19 protein-coding genes are annotated in these 19,375 nt (G+C 64.5%); 9 read left to right on the forward strand and 10 right to left on the reverse strand.

Going from position 1 to position 19,375, the window contains the following annotated elements; translation table 11 throughout:
• The first annotated feature begins 156 nt into the window (after positions 1-156).
• Positions 157-900, forward strand: coding sequence for an SDR family oxidoreductase (locus F3H87_RS20940; protein ID WP_149789436.1), 744 nt, complete (start codon positions 157-159; stop codon positions 898-900).
• A 167-nt stretch (positions 901-1,067) separates the two neighbouring features.
• Here F3H87_RS20940 and F3H87_RS20945 read toward each other — a convergent pair whose 3' ends face one another.
• From F3H87_RS20945 to F3H87_RS20965, 5 genes are all read right to left on the reverse strand, one after another.
• Entirely contained in the window at positions 1,068-2,036 is a 969-nt protein-coding gene (locus tag F3H87_RS20945; RefSeq protein WP_149789435.1) for a TRAP transporter substrate-binding protein, read from the reverse strand.
• 499 nt (positions 2,037-2,535) lie between these two features.
• Positions 2,536-3,672: an alpha-hydroxy acid oxidase gene (locus F3H87_RS20950; protein ID WP_149789434.1), complete on the reverse strand. Its 1,137-nt coding sequence runs from the start codon at positions 3,670-3,672 to the stop codon at positions 2,536-2,538.
• 42 nt (positions 3,673-3,714) lie between these two features.
• On the reverse strand, positions 3,715-4,461 hold the full coding sequence (locus F3H87_RS20955) for an SDR family NAD(P)-dependent oxidoreductase (RefSeq protein ID WP_149789433.1): 747 nt from the start codon (positions 4,459-4,461) through the stop codon (positions 3,715-3,717).
• A gap of 10 nt (positions 4,462-4,471) precedes the next feature.
• Positions 4,472-5,311, reverse strand: coding sequence for a fumarylacetoacetate hydrolase family protein (locus F3H87_RS20960; RefSeq protein ID WP_149789432.1), 840 nt, complete (start codon positions 5,309-5,311; stop codon positions 4,472-4,474).
• Positions 5,312-5,417: 106 nt separating this feature from the next.
• Positions 5,418-6,920 carry a flavin-containing monooxygenase gene (locus F3H87_RS20965; RefSeq protein WP_188129268.1) on the reverse strand — a complete coding sequence of 501 codons (1,503 nt, stop codon included), beginning with the start codon at positions 6,918-6,920 and terminating at the stop codon, positions 5,418-5,420.
• Positions 6,921-7,250: 330 nt separating this feature from the next.
• Between F3H87_RS20965 and F3H87_RS20970 the strand changes: the two genes are divergently transcribed.
• A complete protein-coding gene (locus F3H87_RS20970; protein ID WP_188129267.1) occupies positions 7,251-8,216 on the forward strand; it encodes a LysR family transcriptional regulator in 966 nt (321 codons plus the stop codon).
• 22 nt (positions 8,217-8,238) lie between these two features.
• On the opposite strand, the gene F3H87_RS20975 is transcribed toward F3H87_RS20970, so the two are convergent.
• On the reverse strand, positions 8,239-8,832 hold the full coding sequence (locus F3H87_RS20975; RefSeq protein ID WP_149789429.1) for an HD domain-containing protein: 594 nt from the start codon (positions 8,830-8,832) through the stop codon (positions 8,239-8,241).
• 94 nt (positions 8,833-8,926) lie between these two features.
• On the opposite strand from F3H87_RS20975, the gene ahcY reads away from it, so the two are divergent.
• From ahcY to F3H87_RS20995, 4 genes are all read left to right on the forward strand, one after another.
• Positions 8,927-10,360 carry an adenosylhomocysteinase gene (gene ahcY, locus F3H87_RS20980; protein WP_149789428.1) on the forward strand — a complete coding sequence of 478 codons (1,434 nt, stop codon included), beginning with the start codon at positions 8,927-8,929 and terminating at the stop codon, positions 10,358-10,360.
• 140 nt (positions 10,361-10,500) lie between these two features.
• Positions 10,501-11,322, forward strand: a complete 822-nt coding sequence (locus tag F3H87_RS20985; protein ID WP_149789427.1) for a hypothetical protein — start codon at positions 10,501-10,503, stop codon at positions 11,320-11,322.
• Between the two features lie 205 nt (positions 11,323-11,527).
• Positions 11,528-11,869: a DUF2853 family protein gene (locus F3H87_RS20990; RefSeq protein WP_149789426.1), complete on the forward strand. Its 342-nt coding sequence runs from the start codon at positions 11,528-11,530 to the stop codon at positions 11,867-11,869.
• Positions 11,870-12,278: 409 nt separating this feature from the next.
• Positions 12,279-12,584: a hypothetical protein gene (locus tag F3H87_RS20995; RefSeq protein ID WP_149789425.1), complete on the forward strand. Its 306-nt coding sequence runs from the start codon at positions 12,279-12,281 to the stop codon at positions 12,582-12,584.
• Between the two features lie 220 nt (positions 12,585-12,804).
• Here F3H87_RS20995 and F3H87_RS21000 read toward each other — a convergent pair whose 3' ends face one another.
• The 4 genes from F3H87_RS21000 to tsaD are packed head-to-tail and all read right to left on the reverse strand — an operon-like array spanning position 12,805 to position 15,571.
• Complete coding sequence (locus tag F3H87_RS21000) at positions 12,805-13,224, reverse strand: EVE domain-containing protein (protein ID WP_149789424.1); 420 nt, start codon at positions 13,222-13,224, stop codon at positions 12,805-12,807.
• 20 nt (positions 13,225-13,244) lie between these two features.
• Positions 13,245-13,520: a YciI family protein gene (locus tag F3H87_RS21005; protein ID WP_149789423.1), complete on the reverse strand. Its 276-nt coding sequence runs from the start codon at positions 13,518-13,520 to the stop codon at positions 13,245-13,247.
• On the reverse strand, positions 13,521-14,480 hold the full coding sequence (locus tag F3H87_RS21010; RefSeq protein WP_149789422.1) for an NAD(P)H-dependent glycerol-3-phosphate dehydrogenase: 960 nt from the start codon (positions 14,478-14,480) through the stop codon (positions 13,521-13,523). It abuts the gene before it with no gap.
• Positions 14,477-15,571 carry a tRNA (adenosine(37)-N6)-threonylcarbamoyltransferase complex transferase subunit TsaD gene (gene tsaD / locus F3H87_RS21015; protein ID WP_149789421.1) on the reverse strand — a complete coding sequence of 365 codons (1,095 nt, stop codon included), beginning with the start codon at positions 15,569-15,571 and terminating at the stop codon, positions 14,477-14,479. The genes F3H87_RS21010 and tsaD overlap by 4 nt, the downstream gene beginning before the upstream one ends.
• 73 nt (positions 15,572-15,644) lie before the next feature.
• On the opposite strand from tsaD, the gene F3H87_RS21020 reads away from it, so the two are divergent.
• The 3 genes from F3H87_RS21020 to F3H87_RS21030 are packed head-to-tail and all read left to right on the forward strand — an operon-like array spanning position 15,645 to position 19,227.
• Complete coding sequence (locus F3H87_RS21020; RefSeq protein WP_223228163.1) at positions 15,645-16,364, forward strand: uroporphyrinogen-III synthase; 720 nt, start codon at positions 15,645-15,647, stop codon at positions 16,362-16,364.
• Between the two features lie 54 nt (positions 16,365-16,418).
• Entirely contained in the window at positions 16,419-17,714 is a 1,296-nt protein-coding gene (locus tag F3H87_RS21025; protein WP_149789419.1) for a COG4223 family protein, read from the forward strand.
• Between the two features lie 13 nt (positions 17,715-17,727).
• A complete protein-coding gene (locus F3H87_RS21030) occupies positions 17,728-19,227 on the forward strand; it encodes a heme biosynthesis protein HemY (RefSeq protein WP_149789418.1) in 1,500 nt (499 codons plus the stop codon).
• The last annotated feature ends 148 nt before the right edge of the window (positions 19,228-19,375 follow it).

Below are 19,375 nucleotides of genomic sequence, written 5' to 3' on the forward strand. Positions count from 1 at the left end.
CTTGCTATATGAGGGCCGCACGCTCCAAGGCGCTCGCCCCAAACTGGCCGACTTTTGCTCCGCCACAATGGCCGAATTTTACTCCGCCGTTGACATCATCGTCGGTCTGGATGTGCCAGGCCCGGCTGTTGCGGGAACCGGCAGGGTGGGGATTACATGACCGGACGATTGCACGGAAAACGCGCCCTGATCACGGCGGCGGGGCAGGGAATTGGCCGGGCAAGCGCGCTTGCCTATGCCCGTGAGGGGGCGCAGGTCTTTGCCACGGATGTCAACGAAGAGGCGCTCGCGCGTCTCGCGGAGGAGGACGTTCCGGGGATCGAGATTTTCACGCTGGACGTGATGAACAGGGATGCCGTCGAAGAAGCTGTCGGCAGGTCGCAGCCGGACGTGCTGTTCAACTGCGCCGGCCATGTCGACGACGGCACGATCCTCGACGCGACCGATGCCATGTGGGACTTTGCCTTCGACCTGAACGTGCGCTCGATGTTTCACACGATCCGCGCCGCGCTGCCCGGGATGCTGGAACGCGGCAGCGGGTCGATCATCAACATGGCTTCGGTCGCCTCAAGCGTCGTGGGCGCGCCGAACCGTTTTGTCTACGGCACGACCAAGGCGGCGGTGATCGGGCTGACCAAATCGGTCGCCAAGGACTTTGTTGCGCGTGGAATCCGTTGCAATGCGATCTGCCCCGGCACGGTCGAAACGCCCTCGCTGCACACCCGCATGAAGGCGACCGGCAATTACGAGGCAGCAAGAAAAGCCTTCGTCGAACGGCAGCCGATGGGGCGGCTGGCAACCCCCGAAGAGATCGCCGCGCTGACGGTATACCTGGCCTCCGACGAGTCGGCGTTTACCACGGGCCAGGCGCATGTGATCGACGGTGGCTGGACGGGCTGACCTTCGCGCCCCGCGCGGAACCTGACAGTTGCGAGGCCAGGGTGACGAGGGCAGATTGCCCCTCTTGCACCAATAAAAAAGGCAGAGCGGGCCTTCGCCGACTCTGCCAGTTTACCCGACGGGGAAGAAGGGAGCCCCGAAGGAACCCCCTTCGCTTGGGTCTCGTCTTACTGGGTGTAGGAATAGAGCGTTTCCACGAAATGCCTGCCGGTCTGGTCGTCCTCGGGCACCTCGGCCATCGCTTCCTTGAAGATCGGGTCCCATCGCTCAAGCAAAACCTGCGAATCCACCTCGGTGTAATTCGCCTGCTCCTTGATCGCGGCAATCTCTTCCTGGTTCTTTTCGTACAGCCGTTTCGTGCCTTCGCCGGTCATCTCTTGCGAAACTTTCTCGACCGCCTGTTTCTGTTCGTCGGTCAGCCGGTTCCAGGCATCGTTGCCCACGATCGTGATCAGCGCCTGACCGGCCCAGCTGTAATCGTAGTAATACGGCGCGACCTCGTACAACGAGCTGCTGACATAGATCGAGGTCGCGGTCTGGGTGCAGTCGATCGTGCCATTCTGCAACGCCGTGTAGATGTCCGAGCCCGGCAGGCTTACCGGAAGCGCGCCCATGGCCTGCGACTGCTTTGCCTGCCAGCGGCCCGCAACGCGCACCTTCAGGCCCGACAGATCGGCGGGGTCCTTGATGTAATCCTCCTTGCAGGCGACGCCGCCGCCAAAGGCCGGCATCATCCACAGAACCTTGACGTCGAAGGGTTCAAGCAGTTTTTCGACGTCCGGGTATATCTTGCCCATGACCTCTTCGGCGTGATCGACCGGAACGCTCATCGACATTTCGAGATAGCTGAAGGCCGGGATGACGCTTGCCATTGCCGACGCCACCGCCTGCACCGAGGGCACGACACCGTCGGACACGGCGTCCAGCGACTCGGGGACCGAGACCAGCGCCGAATTGCTCATGGGTTTGAACACGACCTCGCCATCGGTCGCCGCCGCGACCCGTTCGGTCCAGTCCACGCCGATGCGCGTAAACTCGTTCGCGTCGTTGAATGGCAGCGAATATTGCAGTTCGACGGCACCGGCCGGAAGCGCAACGGCGCACGCCAGGACCGAAGCGGTACAGAATTTAAGCATAATCTACTCTCCCTGTTCTGATTCAGATGACATCTGAGGCTGCAACCCGGGGAACGCCGGTCAATCTACCGGGCATGGCACCGTGCGCGACAAATCTGGCAAGTTCGTTTTCGCCGGCGCGGACATGGCGGGGCACCTCCTCTGCCCATGTGCAGCCATGCTGTTCGGCGAAGCCTTGTGGCCTTTCTTCCTCCCTTCGCAAATCGAACTGATTGCGTCTCCACCAAGGATTTTGCCGATCACCCAATCATTTACAAATTCTTTATCTGGCCAGTAATTATTGATGATTCAAATATCCTATAGGTATCTAATTTTGTTTGAAGATTACTGGTTTCAATGGCCCGCCGAACTTTGCCGGCAGGGTGGAATGTAGTGCAAACCGCGATTTCCCTCCTGGTGCGGAGGGAAAAGACGGGAAAAATCATCGCTGCGATGAAACCGGGGCACGCCGGGGCGTGGCTGGATTCGACTCTATCCCACGGCAACAGGCCGGATATCGCTACTGTGCCAGCACCGATCGGTCGATGTCGGAAATCAGCCGCTTGCCGCACAGCGCCATGGTCGCGTCCAGCTCCTTGCGGATGATCTCCAGCGCAAGCGTGACGCCGTCCTGCCCCATCGCGCCAAGCCCGTACAGGAACGGCCTGCCGATAAAGGTGCCCTGCGCGCCCAGCGCCACGGCCTTGAGCACGTCCTGACCGGAACGGATACCGCCATCGAGGTGAACCTCGGTCCGGCCATCCACCGCCTCGACGATCCGGGGCAGCATCGAAATGGTCGATGGCGCGCCGTCAAGCTGCCGGCCGCCATGGTTCGAAACGACGATGGCATCGGCACCGCTTTCCGCCGCGTGCCTTGCATCCTCTTCGTCAAGGATACCCTTGATGATCAGCTTGCCGCCCCAATACTCCTTGATCCAGGCGACATCGTCCCAGGACAGTCGCGGATCGAACTGCGCATTGGTCCAGGCGGCCAGCGCCGACAGATCGCCCACCCCCTTGGCATGGCCGACAACGTTGCGAAACGTCCGCCGCTGCGTGCGCAGCATCGCCATGCTCCACCGCGGCCGCCGCGCCATGTCGAACAGGTTGGCCGCGGTCAGCCGCGGTGGGGCCGACAGGCCGTTGCGAAGATCCTTGTGGCGCTGCCCGACGATCTGCAAATCCGCCGTCAGCACAAGGGCCGAGCATCTCGCCGCCCTGGCCCGGTCGATCAGGCTGCGCACGAAATCATGATCGCGCATCACGTAAAGCTGGAACCAGAACGGCCTTGTCGTCACCGAGGCCACATCCTCGATCGAACAGATGCTCATCGTCGACAGCGTGAACGGTATGCCGAACGCTTCGGCCGCCTGCGCGGCCAGCATCTCGCCATCGGCGTGCTGCATCCCCGTCAGCCCGGTGGGCGCCAGCGCCACAGGCATCGACACCTTTTCGCCGATCATCGTGGTTTCTAGCGACCGGTCGCTCATATCGACCAGCACCCGTTGCCGCAGCTTGATGGCGGCGAAATCCTCTTCGTTGGCGCGATAGGTGCCCTCGGTCCACGAGCCGGAATCGGCATAGTCGAAAAACATCTTCGGCACGCGCCGCCGGGCACGTTCCTTCAGGTCGGCGATGGTAAGAAGCTGGGACATTTCAGTGCCCTGAACTGGGTGACGATCCGGCAAGGCCGGCGCCTAATAGGTGGTCCGCCCGCCGCTGAGATCGAAAGTGGCGGCGGTGGTGAACGAATTTTCCTCGGAAAGCAGCCAGGCGACCATGGCAGCGATTTCCGTGACATCCACGAAACGTTCGCGGGGGATACGGACGCGCATGTAGTCGATGAACTCGGGCGTCAGCCCGTCCAGGATCGGCGTGTCCGCGGTACCGGGGGTGATCGCGTTGACGGCGACCCCGGTCCTGGCAAGCTCCTTGCCCAGCGATTTGGTGAAACCAAGGATGCCCGCTTTCGCGGCGCTGTAGGCCGCGATGTTCGGATTGCCCTCTTTCCCCGCAACCGACGAAACGTTGACGACACGGCCGTAATCGTTCTTCAGCATGATCGGCAGGATGTGGCGGCAGGTGTTGAACGTGCCGTTCAGGTTCACGTCGATGACCTTTTGCCAGTCCTCGGCCAGGTATTCGACGGTCGGCCTGACCGGGCCGGTGATGCCCGCGCAATTCACCAGCCCGTCGACACGGCCAAGCGTGCGGTCAAGCTCGGCCGCGGCTTCGGATACCGCGTCGATATCCGTGACATCCACGCCCATTCCCAACGAAGCGGATGAAAGCCGCGCCGCGGCGTCACGCGCCTTGTCCCCGTTCAGATCCCAGACAACGACGACACCGCCCGACGCCACGACACGCTCGCCGATAGCGTAACCGATGCCCTGGGCACCCCCCGTGATCACGACGGCACGGTCCTTCAGATCAATCCGGTTCATTGCGATTTCCCTATGTCGGGCGCACCAGCTGGCGCTGGGTTCCCAGGCCTTCGATCGAAAGCTCCATCATTTCGCCACCCCGCAGATAACGCGGCGGGGTGAACCCCATGCCGACGCCGGGCGGGGTGCCCGTGGTGATCACGTCGCCGGGCATCAGCAGCATGAATTGCGAGATGTAGTGCACGATGAACGGCACCTTGAAGATCATGGTCCTGGTGGACCCGTCCTGAACCACCTCACCGTCCACCGACAGCGTCATCGACAGGTCGCTGACGTCGATCTCGTCCTTCGTGACCAGCCATGGCCCGAGCGGACCGAAGGTCGGGCATCCCTTGCCCTTGGTCCAGTTGCCGCCCCGTTCCAGCTGGTAATTGCGTTCCGACACGTCGTTGCAGACGCAATATCCGGCCACGTAATCGAGGGCCTCGGCCTCGCTGACGTAAGCGGCTTTCCGGCCGATGACCACGGCAAGCTCGACCTCCCAGTCGGTCTTTTCCGATCCCGGCGGGATAAGGACATCGTCGTTCGGCCCGACGATGCACGAAGGCGCCTTGTTGAACAGCACGGGCTCATCCGGCACCGGCATACCGCTTTCGGCAGCGTGATCCGCATAGTTCAACCCCACCGCAATGAAATTGCCCACATGGTTCACGCAAGGCCCCAGCCGCGTATCGGGCGCCACCTGTGGCAGGCTTTGCGGGTCGAGCGCGGCCAGCTTTACAAGCTGTTCGGGGTCGATGGTCGTGCCGTCGATATCGGCGATCTCGGCGCTCAGGTCACGAATGCCGCCATCCCGATCCACCAGGCCGGGTTTTTCCTTGCCCGGTTCGCCGTATCGCACGAGTTTCATGACAATCCTCCCTGGATGTGATTTGCCGGGCCGCCGAAGTCCGCCGTGACGGAAAAACAGCCCATCCTTTTGCGTTGCGATGAACAGGTTACACGGGATCGCGCCGTCAGGTATAGGCGGGCGATGCGCATCCGTAGGTCAGTGTTTCGGCCGCTTCCTTCCTGACACCGTCCTCGAATTTCTCGATCGTGGCAGGCCAGTGGGTGAACACGCCCCCGGTCTTGTCGCTCAGGTAGAACGACACGCAATTGCCGCGGATCAGGACGCTTTCGCTGGCCATCTCCTGAACCCTCTCGTTGAACCGGTCATGCACCTCGCCGGACACTTCGACGACGGTCCTGTCCGCCTCGCCTGCCTTTCTTATGGCTTCGGAAATCAGCCAGAGCTGGCTTTCGAAAAAGGCCGATTGCGATGCACCGCCGGCATTGGGCCCGCCCATGAGAAAGAAGTTCGGAAAGCCCTTTACCAGCGTGCCGTAATAAGCGCTGGGAATGTCTACCCAAAGGTCGGACAGATGGCGGCCATCGCGCCCTACCACGTCCAGCGGCCCCATCATATGCGCGGGATCGAAGCCGGTGGCCCAGATGATCACATCGACGGAATACCGGTTGCCGTGATTGTCGATCAGGCCGCCCTCGAACACCTCGGAAATACCGTCGCCGATGGCGGTCAGGCTAGGGTTGTTCATGGCCTGGTAATACGCGTTGCTGAACAGCGGCCGCTTGCATCCGAACCGGTAATCCGGCGTCAGGATCTTACGCAGATGCGGGTCGGTTATGTATTTGTCGAACTGCTTTTGCCACTCGGCTTCCTGTTCCAGGACAACTTCCAGATCCATCGGGAACCTGGATTTCGTGACGAATTCGAACCGCTCCATCCATGCCTCGCGGCGTGCCTTTTGCTGGTTTGCGAATTCCGGGTCGGCCCGCTGTTCTTCGGAATAGAATTCCTCGGGGCGCGGCATCACGTAGGACGGGGTGCGAATGAAGGAATACGCCTTTTCCGCGGTCTCGGCCACAAAGGGCACCACCTGGATCGCCGAGGCGCCGCCGCCGACCACGGCAACCGTCTTGCCCTCAAGGTTCAGGTCCTTGGGCCATTTCGCGGTGTGGAACATCTCACCCGCGAACGTGTCCATCCCCGGAAGGTCCGGCACCAGGGGTTGCGACAGGACACCGCCGGACCACACCACGAAGCGCGCCCGCCAGCTGCGGCCATCGACCGACGTGATGTCCCAGACACCGTCCTTGTCGTTCCAGACGCAGCCGCGAACCTCGGTATCGAAAGTGATCAGCTTTTCCACGTCATGCGCGGATGCGAATTCACGCAGGTAATGCACGATCTCGCTGCCCGGCGCGAAGTTGGTCGACCAGTGACGGCCCGGAAAGAAACTGTAGGTGTAGATGTCGATGGGCGTGTCACATGCGACGTTCGGATAGGTGTTGTCGCGCCAGACCCCGCCCAGGTCGCTTGCCTTTTCAAGCACCACGACCCGTTCAAGGCCATCATCCTGCAATTGCGCCGCGGCGCCAAGGCCACCCATGCCCGCGCCAATGACAATGGCATCGCAGACGCCGCTTTCCGACGTGACCGCAGTTTGCGTGTTCATCGTGCTATCCTCCCTGAATCCTCCAACCTCGCGATTTATCCTTCGCCGCATTTATTCATGCAAATTTATTATTATCGGATATTATATTCATGCTCTCAATTTGAGGATTCCTGACCTTGCCGCGCCCGCCAACCCGCCCCGCCCGCTGGAACGCGGCAGACCGCCCCCGGCGGGCGGCACCCGTCCGGGCCAAGGTTGCTTGCGCGGCAAGGCGGCCTCGGATACAGTGCGGCTGGTTTTTTCGGGCCATCCGGTCTCTGCGGACTCCGACAGGCAAACCAAAACCGAAATGAGATCACCCATCTCTTTCCTGGAGCAGGCAGCAAGGCATTGAACGGTCTTGATCATCTGGATTTCAACCTTCTGAAGGTCTTTGACGCGATCTATCAGGAAGGAAGCGTGTCACGCGCTGCCGAAAGGCTGAACCTCAGCCAGCCGGCAACCTCGAACGCGCTGAACCGGCTGCGCACGACACTGGGCGACCAGCTTTTCGTGCGCACCCGCGACGGGATGGAACCGACCGTCTTTGCCCGCTCGATCGCCGAGCCGGTGCAGCGTGGCCTCATGGGGATCACAAGCTCGATCGTGCAGAACATGTCGTTCGATCCCGTCACGTCCGACCGGCGGTTTACCGTCCTTGCCACCGATGTCGGCGCGGCAACCTATGTCGCGGCTCTGATGCGAATCCTGCGCGAGGCGGCCCCGAACATAAATCTCAGGGTCATGGAAGCACCGTGGGAGCAGTACGAGAACCTGCTGGAGTTCGGCACCGCCGATTTCGCGCTCGGGCGGGCCGAGATATCCGACCGCTTCGTGCGCGAGCATATCGCCGATACCGGGTTTTCGGCCATTCTGTGCGCGAAATACGCGCGCGAAATCGGCGTGACCCCCGGAAGCGTGATACCCTACGACCTGTACCTGTCGCTGCAGCATGTGCGCATCTGGCCCCGCGTCACCGTCGGGATACGGCACCCGATCGACAAGGCCCTTGGCGACGATGCCGGGCAATGCCGGATCGTCCTGACCCTGCCGCACAGTTCGGTCCTGACCGAGTTCATTCCCGACAGCCCGCTGGTGGCCACGGTCACAAGCGCGCTGGCCAACTCGCTTTGCCAGAAGGCCGAGATGATCGAGGCGAAACTGCCCTTCGTGGTCGAACCCGACCATGTGCTGATGATCTGGCATCGCCGCCACCAGCTCGACAAGGGACATGCCTGGATGCGGGAACAGATCCGCACTCTGCCGCGATGGCCGTGGAACATGTTGCAGGACACCGGCGAAACGAAATCGGCCTGAGCCTGGGCCGGCACGGCACGGGTTATCCGATCTGCCCCAGCAGCGCATGATGGCGGGCGGTGTAATCCGCGCGCACCGCGACCGGCGGGCGCAGGCGGATCGACAGGCCCGCGATCAGCCCGGGCGCGGGCCGTCCGAAAAAGCGGCTTGCCTCGGCTTCGGCGAACCCGGCGATCTGCGTCGCCTCCATCCAGGCGCTGATGCGGTCGGCCTGCTTGATCTGTTTCTTCAATCTGGCCGGTGTCACCGCAGGCAGGCCGAACCGGATATGGATCGCCGCCGAAAGACGCTTGTCCAGCTTTTCGTATTCCGGCCCCACGGCTGCCTTGACCGGCGAAATCATGTCGCCGATCACGTATTCCGGCGCATCGTGCAGCAGCGCGGTCAGGCGCGCGTCCGGGCTGGCGTTCGGGACGAGGCGGGCAAACAATTCTTCGACCAGCAGCGAATGCTCGGCCACCGAATAGGCATAGTCGCCCACCGTCTGCCCGTTCCAGCGCGCCACGAAGGCAAGGCCGTGGGCGATATCCTCGATCTCGATATCCATCGGTGTCGGGTCCAGCAGGTCGAGCCTGCGGCCCGACAGCATCCGTTGCCATGCGCGTGGGGGCTTCATCGGAAACAATCGTCCTTCGATCGGGCAGATAGCGCCTGACTAGCCGGGCAACCGGGCCCTGTAAACCGCGCAGCGTTGCCCTGCCCCACCCCGCATGCTACGTGCTGCGCCAAATATATATGGAGCTTTCCCCGTGACTCAGGATTACGTCGTCAAGGATATCAGCCTGGCCGATTTCGGCCGCAAGGAACTGGACATCGCCGAAACCGAAATGCCGGGGCTGATGGCCCTGCGCGCGGAATATGGCGAGGCAAAGCCGCTGAAAGGCGCGCGCATTGCCGGATCTCTGCACATGACCATCCAGACCGCGGTGCTGATCGAAACGCTGGTGGCGCTGGGCGCCGATGTGCGCTGGGCCTCGTGCAACATCTTTTCCACGCAGGACCACGCCGCCGCCGCGATCGCCGCGGGCGGCACCCCGGTCTTTGCCGTCAAGGGCGAAACGCTGGAGGAATACTGGAGCTATACCGACCAGATCTTCCAGTTCGCCGAGGGCGGCGCCAACATGATCCTGGACGATGGCGGGGATGCGACGCTCTATATCCTGATGGGCGCCCGCGTCGAGGAAGGCGAGGACGACCTGATCGCCGTGCCCACCAGCGAGGAAGAGGAATACCTGTTCGCCCAGATCCGCAAGCGGATTGCCGAAGCACCCGGCTGGTTCATCAAGCAGCGGCACATGATCCGGGGCGTGTCCGAGGAAACCACCACCGGGGTGCATCGCCTCTACAAGATGATGGAAAAGGGCCACCTGCCCTTCCCCGCGATCAACGTCAACGACAGCGTGACCAAGTCGAAATTCGACAATAAATACGGCTGCAAGGAATCGCTGGTCGACGGCATCCGCCGTGCCACCGACACGATGATGGCCGGCAAGGTCGCCGTGGTCTGCGGTTACGGCGATGTCGGCAAGGGCTCGGCCGCGTCGCTGCGCGGTGCCGGTGCGCGGGTGAAAGTGACCGAGATCGACCCGATCTGCGCGCTGCAGGCCGCGATGGACGGGTTCGAGGTGGTGACGCTGGAAGACGCGGTTGCGACGGCCGACATCTTCATCACCACCACCGGCAACAAGGACGTGATCCGTATCGAGCATATGCGCGAGATGAAGGACATGGCCATCGTCGGCAATATCGGCCATTTCGACAATGAAATTCAGGTTGCGCAGCTCAAGAACCACAAATGGACCAACATCAAGGACCAGGTGGACATGATCGAGATGCCGAACGGCAACCGCATCATCCTGCTGTCCGAAGGCCGCCTGCTGAACCTGGGCAACGCCACCGGCCACCCGTCCTTCGTGATGTCGGCATCGTTCACCAACCAGGTGCTGGCGCAGATCGAACTTTGGACCAAGGGCGAGCAATACGACAACAAGGTCTATATCCTGCCCAAGCACCTGGACGAGAAAGTCGCCCGCCTGCATCTGGACCGGATCGGCGTGCGCCTGAGCCGGCTGAGCGCCGAGCAGGCCGACTATATCGGCGTGACGCCCGAGGGCCCGTTCAAACCCGAACATTATCGCTACTGAGCGGGAACCGGCCAGCAGTAAAGGGCCCGTTCGGCAAAGTCCGGCCCATTCCGGCCCGAATCCCGGCCCGGCGGAAACCCCCGCCGGGCCGGCGCATTTCATTTGCATCGACCTGTCAACGAAGAAGAAGGAGATGCAAGATGACTCTCAGAACCCTTTTGATGAGCGCCGGTACCGCCGCCCTGCTGGCGAGTGCGGCAGCGGCCCAGTCGACAACGGGCACCGATGACGGCATGGGAACCGGCGTCGAGGGAGATGCCGGCATGGTTGCGCCCGCCCCCGAATTCACCAGCATCGACCAGATGACGGTGGGGGACGTGCTGGGCATGAGCGCGGTCGATCCCCAGGGCGAGACCATCGGCGATATCGACTATGTGATCAGTCGCCCCGACGGTGCGGCCGCCGTGATCGGGATCGGCGGGTTCCTGGGACTCGGTGAATACACCGTGGCCCTGCCGCTGGAGGATTTCGAGCTGGACCCGGAAGGCAACGTCTTTGTCCTGGCGACGGACAAGGAAACCCTGAAGGCGCAACCGGAATTCGATGAATCCGAGGTGGAGAGCCTGCCCGACGAAACGCCGGTTTCTTCCCTGATGCAGGCCGAAGCCGAGCCGGGCGCCGCGAGCGATCCCGCCGACGACGCGACCAGCGACACCGACGACGCCATGGGCGACAGCACGGACGGAACCGCCACCGACGACGGGACGGCCACCGATGACGGCACCATGACCGATGACGGGACCGCGACCGATGATGGGACTGCCACTGACGACTCCACCGCGGACGACGGCGCAGCCAGCGAGGGGACCGATGCCCCCGCAACCGACGACGGGACTGCAACCGACGATGGCACCGCCGCCGACCAGCCCACCACGGACGACGGTGCAGCCACCGAGGGGACCGATACCCCCACGGCCGACGAGGAAGAGACGCTGGAAGAGGAAGAGAACACCGACGGGTGATCCCTGCCGCATCCATCTGCCCGAACGATGCCTTCCGTCGCCCCGGCGGAAGGCATTTTCGCGTCCCGGTGGCAGGCGGGGGGAATGTGCGACCGATTTTCTCTTTGTCAACGTGGGCCGAATGGGTAACCTGCGGCCAGAGCCTGGGATGATGGTTCAGTAGGATGGACAGCGGGATGCCCGCCTTTTAGGGAGTTTTGGAAGAATGGGAAAACGTGACGAGCTGATCGCCAAATATGCCGACGATCTGCGGACCAAATGCGGGATGGCGCCCGACATGGACCTGCTGACCAAGGTCACGATCGGCTGCGGCCCGGCGATCTACAACGACGACGCCTCGACCGTTGCAGCAACGCAGGAAGGCGAGTTGGAAACCGTCAAAAACAACTTTCTTATCAAGAAGTTGGGCCTTGCCGACAGCCCTGCGCTGATGGATGCGATCAACAGCGTGATCGACACCTACGGCCGGTCCGAACGCAACAAGTACCGCGCCGTCGTCTACTACATGCTGACCAAGCATTTCGGCAAGGAGTCGGTCTACGGCTGAGCCGCCCGATAGTGCGTGAAACGCCCGCCCATGTGGCGGGCGTTTTCGTTTTATCCCTTATTTTCAAGAGTTTTCCTTTGGCCCCACCGCCCGTTTCGCGGTAGAAACAGGCATCCGGGCAGGACGGCCGGACCCTTATTCCAGGATCACGTGTGGTGCGTAGGGAGCACGTGGGGTGGCGGAGGGTTCCGGGGCGTCCCCGGACCCTCCGTTTCGTATGCCGGTATATTTATGGGGTGGGTAAACATGCGGATTCCGCGCGGTTTGAGGGTGAAACCGCGCGGTTTTTGGGGGGAGTCCTGGAGACACTCAATCCATTTGCGAAACGGGCGGGGGCGGCCATTCGAAGGATGCCCGGACATGCCGAACGGATTCATCATCATTACTTCGTATCCAAGGAACGACTGAAGTGAAACCGCCCCAGGCCTTCCATGATTTCACGTTGCAGTTTCATCAAGACCTGGAGCTTGCCCATCCGGGCTGGGCGTCAGAGGAGCCGCTCGCCCGTCACGAAATTTACGAGGGTTTCCGGCAAGGATACGGGGATCGGGCCATAAACGAACTCGTCGTCTATTTCAGGTGCGTGCTCAATGACAAGGATGCAGATATTGAGTCCCTTTGGTTCAAAGAGTCCAAGGCCGACTGGGTAATCTCGGAGGAAGGGCTGCGGAGGTTGTTCAAGGATTTCGAGACATGGGCTTCATCCTTGCGATAACGACCGTTTCAAATCACGGCCTCCCGTCCATCCGGTTCGCGAAAAACCGTCAGCCCGGATCTGAGCGATCCCGAAGGCAGACCGAAGATCCGTCAAGCTTCGAAATACTTGATCCAACAACTCCGATACCTTCTGGCCGCAGCGCGGCGTCATACCGGGTGCATGTTTTCACGCGAGTGGCGCGAAGCGGTTTTCGACGCCATTTGCGCCGAAACAGAGCCTAATCCCCTACCCCCGCCATCTCGCACACGATCCGCCATTCCTCTTCCGTTACCGGCTGGACCGAGAGGCGGGAGTTGCGGACCAGCACCATGTCGGAAAGCCTTGGATCGGATTTGATCTGTTCCAGCGTCACGGGCGTTTCGACCGGGCGCACCGCCTTGATATCCACGCATTCCCAGCGGGGATCGTCGGTGGTGCTGTCGGGGTGGGCCTTTGCGATGACCTCGACGATGCCGACCACGGCCTTGTCTTTCTGGCTGTGGTAGAAAAAGCCGCGGTCGCCGATCTCCATCTCGCGCATGAAGTTGCGGGCCTGGTAGTTGCGGACGCCATCCCATTCCTCGCCCTTGTCGCCCTTGGCGAGCTGATCGTTCCAGCCCCAGGTGTCGGGTTCGGATTTGAAAAGCCAGTAGCGCATGGGATGTCCTTTCGAGCGGGTCAGCCGACCGTCTGCTTCCATTCGATCAGTTCGACCGACTGGAACAGGCCGGCCCTGGCATAGGGATCGTTCGCGGCGAAATCCTCGGCCTCGGCCATGTCGGCGACCTCCATGACCAGAAGAGAGCCGCACATGTTGCCATCGGCGTCGATGAAGGGGCCGCCGAATTTCAGCGTCACGCCGCTGTCGGCGGCATAGGCCAGGTGCGCCTCGCGGTTGGCGAGGCGGGTTTCCAGTGCGCCGGGTTTGTCGCGGGCGATCAGGGCAATGAGCATCTATTCTTCCTTCAATGGGCGTGACAGCAGCCTGTCCATGACTTGCAGAACCGAGACCGAGCCGTCAAGCAGCGCGACCACGGCGGCGGTGATCGGCAGGTCGACACCGGCCTCATGCGCGCGGGACAGGGCGGCACGGGCGGTTGCGGCGCCTTCGACGGTAATGGTCGGGTCGAAATCGGCGCCCGCGCCCAGCGCGTGACCGAAGCGGTAGTTGCGCGATTGCGCGCCGGTGCAGGTCAGCACCAGATCGCCGAAACCGGACAGCCCGGCCAGCGTTTCGGGCCGCGCGCCCATCGCCACGGCAAGGCGGGTCATCTCGGCATAGCCGCGGGTCATCAGGGCGGCGCGGGCGCTGTCGCCAAGGCCCGCGCCCATCACCGCGCCGGCGGCGATGGCGATCACGTTCTTGAGCGCGCCGCCCAGTTCGGCGCCGACGGTATCTGTGGTGCGATAGAGCCGCAACGCGGGGGTCGACAGCGCCTCTTGCAGGGTTTCGCCCATGTCGGGATCGGCGCAGGCCAGCGTCAGGGCGGTGGGCAGGCCACGGGCTATGTCGGCGGCAAAGCTGGGGCCGGTCAGGATCGCGCTATGCGCACCGGGCAGGACAGAGGACAGGATCGCGGTGGGGCCCTGCCCGGTCTTCAGCTCGATCCCCTTGCAGCAGGCGACCAGCGGATGATCCTGCAAAGCGGCGGCGTGGGTTTCGGCCATGCCGCGCAACTGCTGCATCGGAACGGCCAGAAGAACGGGGAGTCCGGGTGAAACAGTGTCGAAATCGGTGGCGATACCAATCGCGTCGGGCAGGGTGATACCGGGCAGGCGGCGGGCGTTTTCGCGGGTCTTGCGCATCTCGTCGGCATGGGCCGGGTCGCGCGCCCACAGGGTCACCGGGCCATTGGCCGCCAGCGAGATCGCCAATGCCGTGCCGAACGCGCCGGCCCCTGCTACACAGATCATGCCTTGGCCCCTTTCTTTCCCCCGCCCAAAAGCGCCGGGCTGTGCCGGTCAAGCGGCCAGCGCGGGCGCGCGGCCAGTGTCATGTCATCCTTGCGGCCTTTGCGGAAAAGCGCCAGCCCCGCATTGGCGATCATCGCGGCATTGTCGGTGCACAGCCACAGGGGCGGCGCGGTGAACTGCACGCCGGTTTCGGCGCAGGCCGTCTCTAACCCCGCGCGAATGGCCTGGTTCGCGGCCACGCCACCGGCCACGGCCAGCAGCGGCTGCGTGGGGTTTTCCGCCATGTAGGCCGCAAGCGCGCGGCGGCTTTTCTCGGCCAGCACGTCGACGACCGCCGCCTGGAACCCGGCGCAGAGATCGGCCCGGTCGGCGCGCGTCAGCCCGCCCTTTTCCGCGACAACCGCGTCGCGGGCGCGCAACAGCGCGGTCTTGAGCCCGGAATAGGACATGTCGCAGCCCGGCCGGTCGAGCATCGGGCGGGGAAAGGCAAAGCGGGCGGGGTCACCGGATTTCGCTTCGGCCTCGACGCTGGGACCGCCGGGTTGCGGCAGGCCCAGCAGGCGGGCGGTCTTGTCGAACGCCTCGCCCGGGGCGTCGTCGATGGTGCCGCCGAGGCGGGTGAACTCCTCGACCCCGTGGACGATCAGGAACTGGCAATGCCCGCCCGACACGAGCAGCATGAGATAGGGGAACGCGGCGCAATCGGTCAGCCGGGGCGTCAGCGCGTGGCCGGCCAGGTGGTTGACGCCGATCAGCGGCAGGCCGGCGCCCGCGGCGATCCCCTTGGCGCACATCACGCCCGAGATCACGCCGCCGATCAGCCCCGGCCCGGCGGTGACGGCGACGGCGTCGATGCCGTCCAGCGACAGCCCGGCCCGATCCAGCGCGCGGCGCACGCAGATATCCAGCCGCTCGGCATGGGCGCGGGCGGCGATTTCGGGCACGACGCCGCCGAAATCGGCGTGCAGGTCGTTCTGGCCCATCACCACCGACGACAGGATTTCGGGCGCGTCATCGCCCGTCTGCCGCAGGATGGCGGCGGCGGTATCGTCGCAGCTGCTTTCCAGCCCGAGAATGGTCAGGGTGCGCATCTTGGCCCCGTTGCGGTTTCAACCCCTGGCAGGTAACACCGGAACCTGTCTGGAACAATCCCGGTGGCCCATGATGCCCACGATCCTTCTGACCCGCCCCGACGAGGGTTCGGCCCGCTTTGCCGGGGCGCTGCGCGATGTGCTGGGCCCGGTCGGGATCGTGACCTCGCCCATCCTGCGGATCGAGGGCACGGGCGCGGTGCCCGACCTGTCGGACGATCCGGTCCTGATCTTCACCTCGCGCAACGGTGTCGAGTTTCGCGGTTTCGGGCCGAAACAGGGTCTGACTTGCCTGTGCGTGGGCGATGCCACGGCCGAGGCGGCCGAGGCGGCCGGGATCGCCGCGCGGTCGGCCGGCGGAGATCTGCGCGACCTGCTGGCGCTGATCGGCAGGGAACCGCCCGACCGGCCGCTGCTGCACATTCGCGGCGCGCACAGCGCCGGCGACCTGGTGGGCAGCCTGCAGGCGATGGGCCTGATCGCGCGCGCGGCGGTGGTGTACGACCAGGTGGCGCAACCGCTTTCGGCCGGGGCAAAGGCGCTGCTGGCGGGCGATGGCGCGGTTGTCGTGCCGCTGTTTTCCCCGCGCAGCGCGGCGGAATTCGCGCGCCAGCACAGCGGGCGGGCGCCGCTTTACATCGCGGCGATCAGCGAGGCCGCGGCGCGGGCGGCATCGGTTCCGCACGCCGCGATGCGCATCGCGGACAGCCCGACGATGGAGGATATGCTGGCCGCGACCTGCGGACTGTTCGACGCAGCGCAATCGCTTGAGGGGGGGTCGCGGGCGCAGTAAGGTCGGGACGGACACACGTAGCTATTGCAATGGGAATCGAAAGGTGGCCAGCCGGTGGCAAGCAGCAAAAAGCCCGAACAACCGAAACTCGACGACACGCAGGAGATCGTCGATGCGGTGATCGTCGAGGATGACGACGCGCAAGGCGACACACCGGAAGAGGCCACCGGAACACCCGGAGAGGATACCGAGGCGACGGGGGATGACCCGGTAACGCCGGACGCGCCGGAACGCGGCGACGATGACGGCACCTCGGCCGCCGATGCGCAGCCCGATGCGGACAGCGAGATTACCGCCGAACCGGGCGAGGGCGACGGGGCGGCCAGTGTCGAGGCCCGGCCGGATGCGACCGGGCCGGTGGACAGCGCGCCGGAACCGCAGCCGGTCGTGATCAGGAAGGGCGGGTTCCTTGCGATGGTGCTGGGCGGCATCGCGGCGGCGGCGATCGGGTTCGGCGCGGCGCGTTACGTCCTGCCCGAGGGGTGGCCATGGCCCGGCACGCAGGACGATACCGCGCTGGCGGAGCTGACCGAATCGAATGCCGCGCAGGAAAGCCGCATCGACGAGATCGCCGGTGCGCTGGACGGGCTGGACCTGCAAGCGATGCAGGATCAGGTGGCCGGGAATGCCGATACGCTGACCGGCCTGTCCACACGGATCGACGAGGTGGCCGCCACGCTGTCGGATCTGCAGGCGCGTCTGGAAACGCTGGAAACGCGCCCGGTGGCCGAGCCGGGCAGCGCCGATGCCAATGCCTTTGCCGCCGAACTGCGCGCGTTGCAGGACAGCGTCGAGGCGCAGCGGTCGGAGATCGACACGTTGCTGTCCGACGCGCAGGCGCGCGAGGCCGCGGCCGAAGCGACCGCGCAAGAGGCGCTGGCCCGTGCCGCGCTGAGCCGGGTGCAGACCGCGCTGGATACCGGCAGCGATTTCTCGGGCGCGCTGGCGGATCTCAGGGCGGCGGGCGTGAGTGTGCCGGCGGCGCTGGCGGACCAGGCGGCAGGGGTTCAGACGCTGGCGCAATTGTCGGCGGCCTTTCCCGAGGCAGCGCGCGAGGCGCTGAGCGCGGCGCGCAGGGCCTCGGGCCAGGATGGCGGCCTGGGCGGGTTCCTGCGCACGCAACTGGGGGTCCGGTCGCTGGAGCCGCAGGAGGGCGCGGGCCCCGATGCCGTGCTGTCGCGGGCCGAGGCGGCGCTGCGCGATGGCCGCCTGACCGATGCGCTGGCCGAGGTCGAGGCATTGCCCGATCCGGGCCGCGCCGCGCTGTCGGATTGGATCGCACGGGCCGAGACACGCCGGAACGCCGTAGCGGCAGCCGAAGAGCTGGCGCAATCGCTGACCGCGAACTGAGGGGGGACACGTCATGCTGTGGTCCGTTATCAAGATTTTCGTTTTCTTCGCCCTCGTCGCCGCCGTTGCGTTGGGAGCGTGGTATGTGCTGGACATGGAGGGCGGGGTGACCGTCCAGGCCGCCGGCATCGAGGTGACGCTGACGCCGATCATGGCGGTGCTGGCACTGGTGGCGCTGGTGATCGCGGTCTGGCTGGTGCTGAAACTGCTGGGCCTGCTGGTGGCGCTGTGGAAATTCATCAACGGCGACGACACCGCGCTGAGCCGCTATTTCGACCGCAACCGCGAGCGCAAGGGATTCGAGGCGCTGAGCGAGGGGATGATGGCGCTGGCCAGCGGCGAGGGCCGGGTGGCCATGGCCAAGGCCGCGCGGGCCGAGAAATACCTGAACAAGCCCGCGCTGACCAACCTGCTGACCGCGCAGGCGGCCGAGATGTCGGGCGACCGGCGCAAGGCCGAGGAAGTGTACAAGCGGCTGCTGGAGAACGACCAGACCCGGTTCGTCGGCGTGCGCGGGATCATGAAGCAGAAGCTGGCCGATGGCGACACCGACACCGCGCGCAAGCTGGCGGAAAAGGCGCTGGCGCTGAAACCCCGCCACGAGGAAACGCAGGACACGCTGTTGCAGTTGCAGGCGCGGGCCGAGGACTGGGCCGGTGCGCGCAACACCCTGCGGACCAAGCTGCGCACCGGCACCCTGCCGCGCGACGTGCACAAGCGGCGCGACGCGGTGCTGGCGCTGTCCGAGGCGAGGGGCGTCCTGGACGAAGGCAAGGATATCGAGGCCCGCGAAGCCGCGATCGAAGCCAACCGCCTGTCGCCCGACCTGGTGCCCGCCGCCGTGCTGGCCGCGCGCGGCTATGTCGAGCAGGGCAAGAAGAAATATGCCGTCCGGGTGCTGAAAAAGGCGTGGAGCGCGCAGCCGCATCCCGACCTGGCAGGGGCCTTTGCCGCGATCGAACCCGATGAAACGCCCGAGGCACGGATCAGGCGGTTTCAGCAATTGATCAAGCTGAACCCCGAGCACCGGGAGACAAAGCTGTTGCAGGCCGAGCTGCATATCGCGGCCGAGGATTTCCCCGCCGCGCGACGTGCGCTGGGCGATCTGGCGGAAAACGCGCCGGATGCGCGCGCGCTGACCATCATGGCCGCCATCGAACGGGGCGAGGGGGCCTCGGACGCGGTGGTCAAGGGCTGGCTGGCGCGGGCGCTGTCGGCGCCGCGCGGCCCGCAATGGGTGTGCGACAACTGCCACAACATCCATTCCGAATGGGTGCCGGTCTGCGGCAACTGCCATTCCTTCGACACGCTGAGCTGGCGCGCGCCGCCCGCGTCCGAGGTCGTCGCGCCCACGGGTATCGAGATGCTGCCGCTGATCGTCGGAAGCATCGAGGACAAGAGCGACGCGGTGGAAGAAGAGGACGCGATCGTCGAGGCGGAGCTGGTGGAAGAGGCCGAAAGCCCGTCCGGGGAAGAGGACGACGGTGCGGACAAGGAGAAGGTGCAGGGCTGAGGGGTCTGCGGGCGGTTCCCGGGGTATTCCAGCCAGAGGGCTTCGCACGGCCGCGGTCGGGCGATCCGACATTTGTGACTGGCAGTTTATCGTGCCGCCACTTCCTCCCTCAAAGCGTTGCGCATACAGCAGCCAATCGCCCGGCCGT

The sequence above is a fragment of the Lutimaribacter pacificus genome (assembly GCF_900142185.1).
Taxonomy (GTDB): Bacteria; Pseudomonadota; Alphaproteobacteria; order Rhodobacterales; family Rhodobacteraceae; genus Lutimaribacter; species Lutimaribacter pacificus.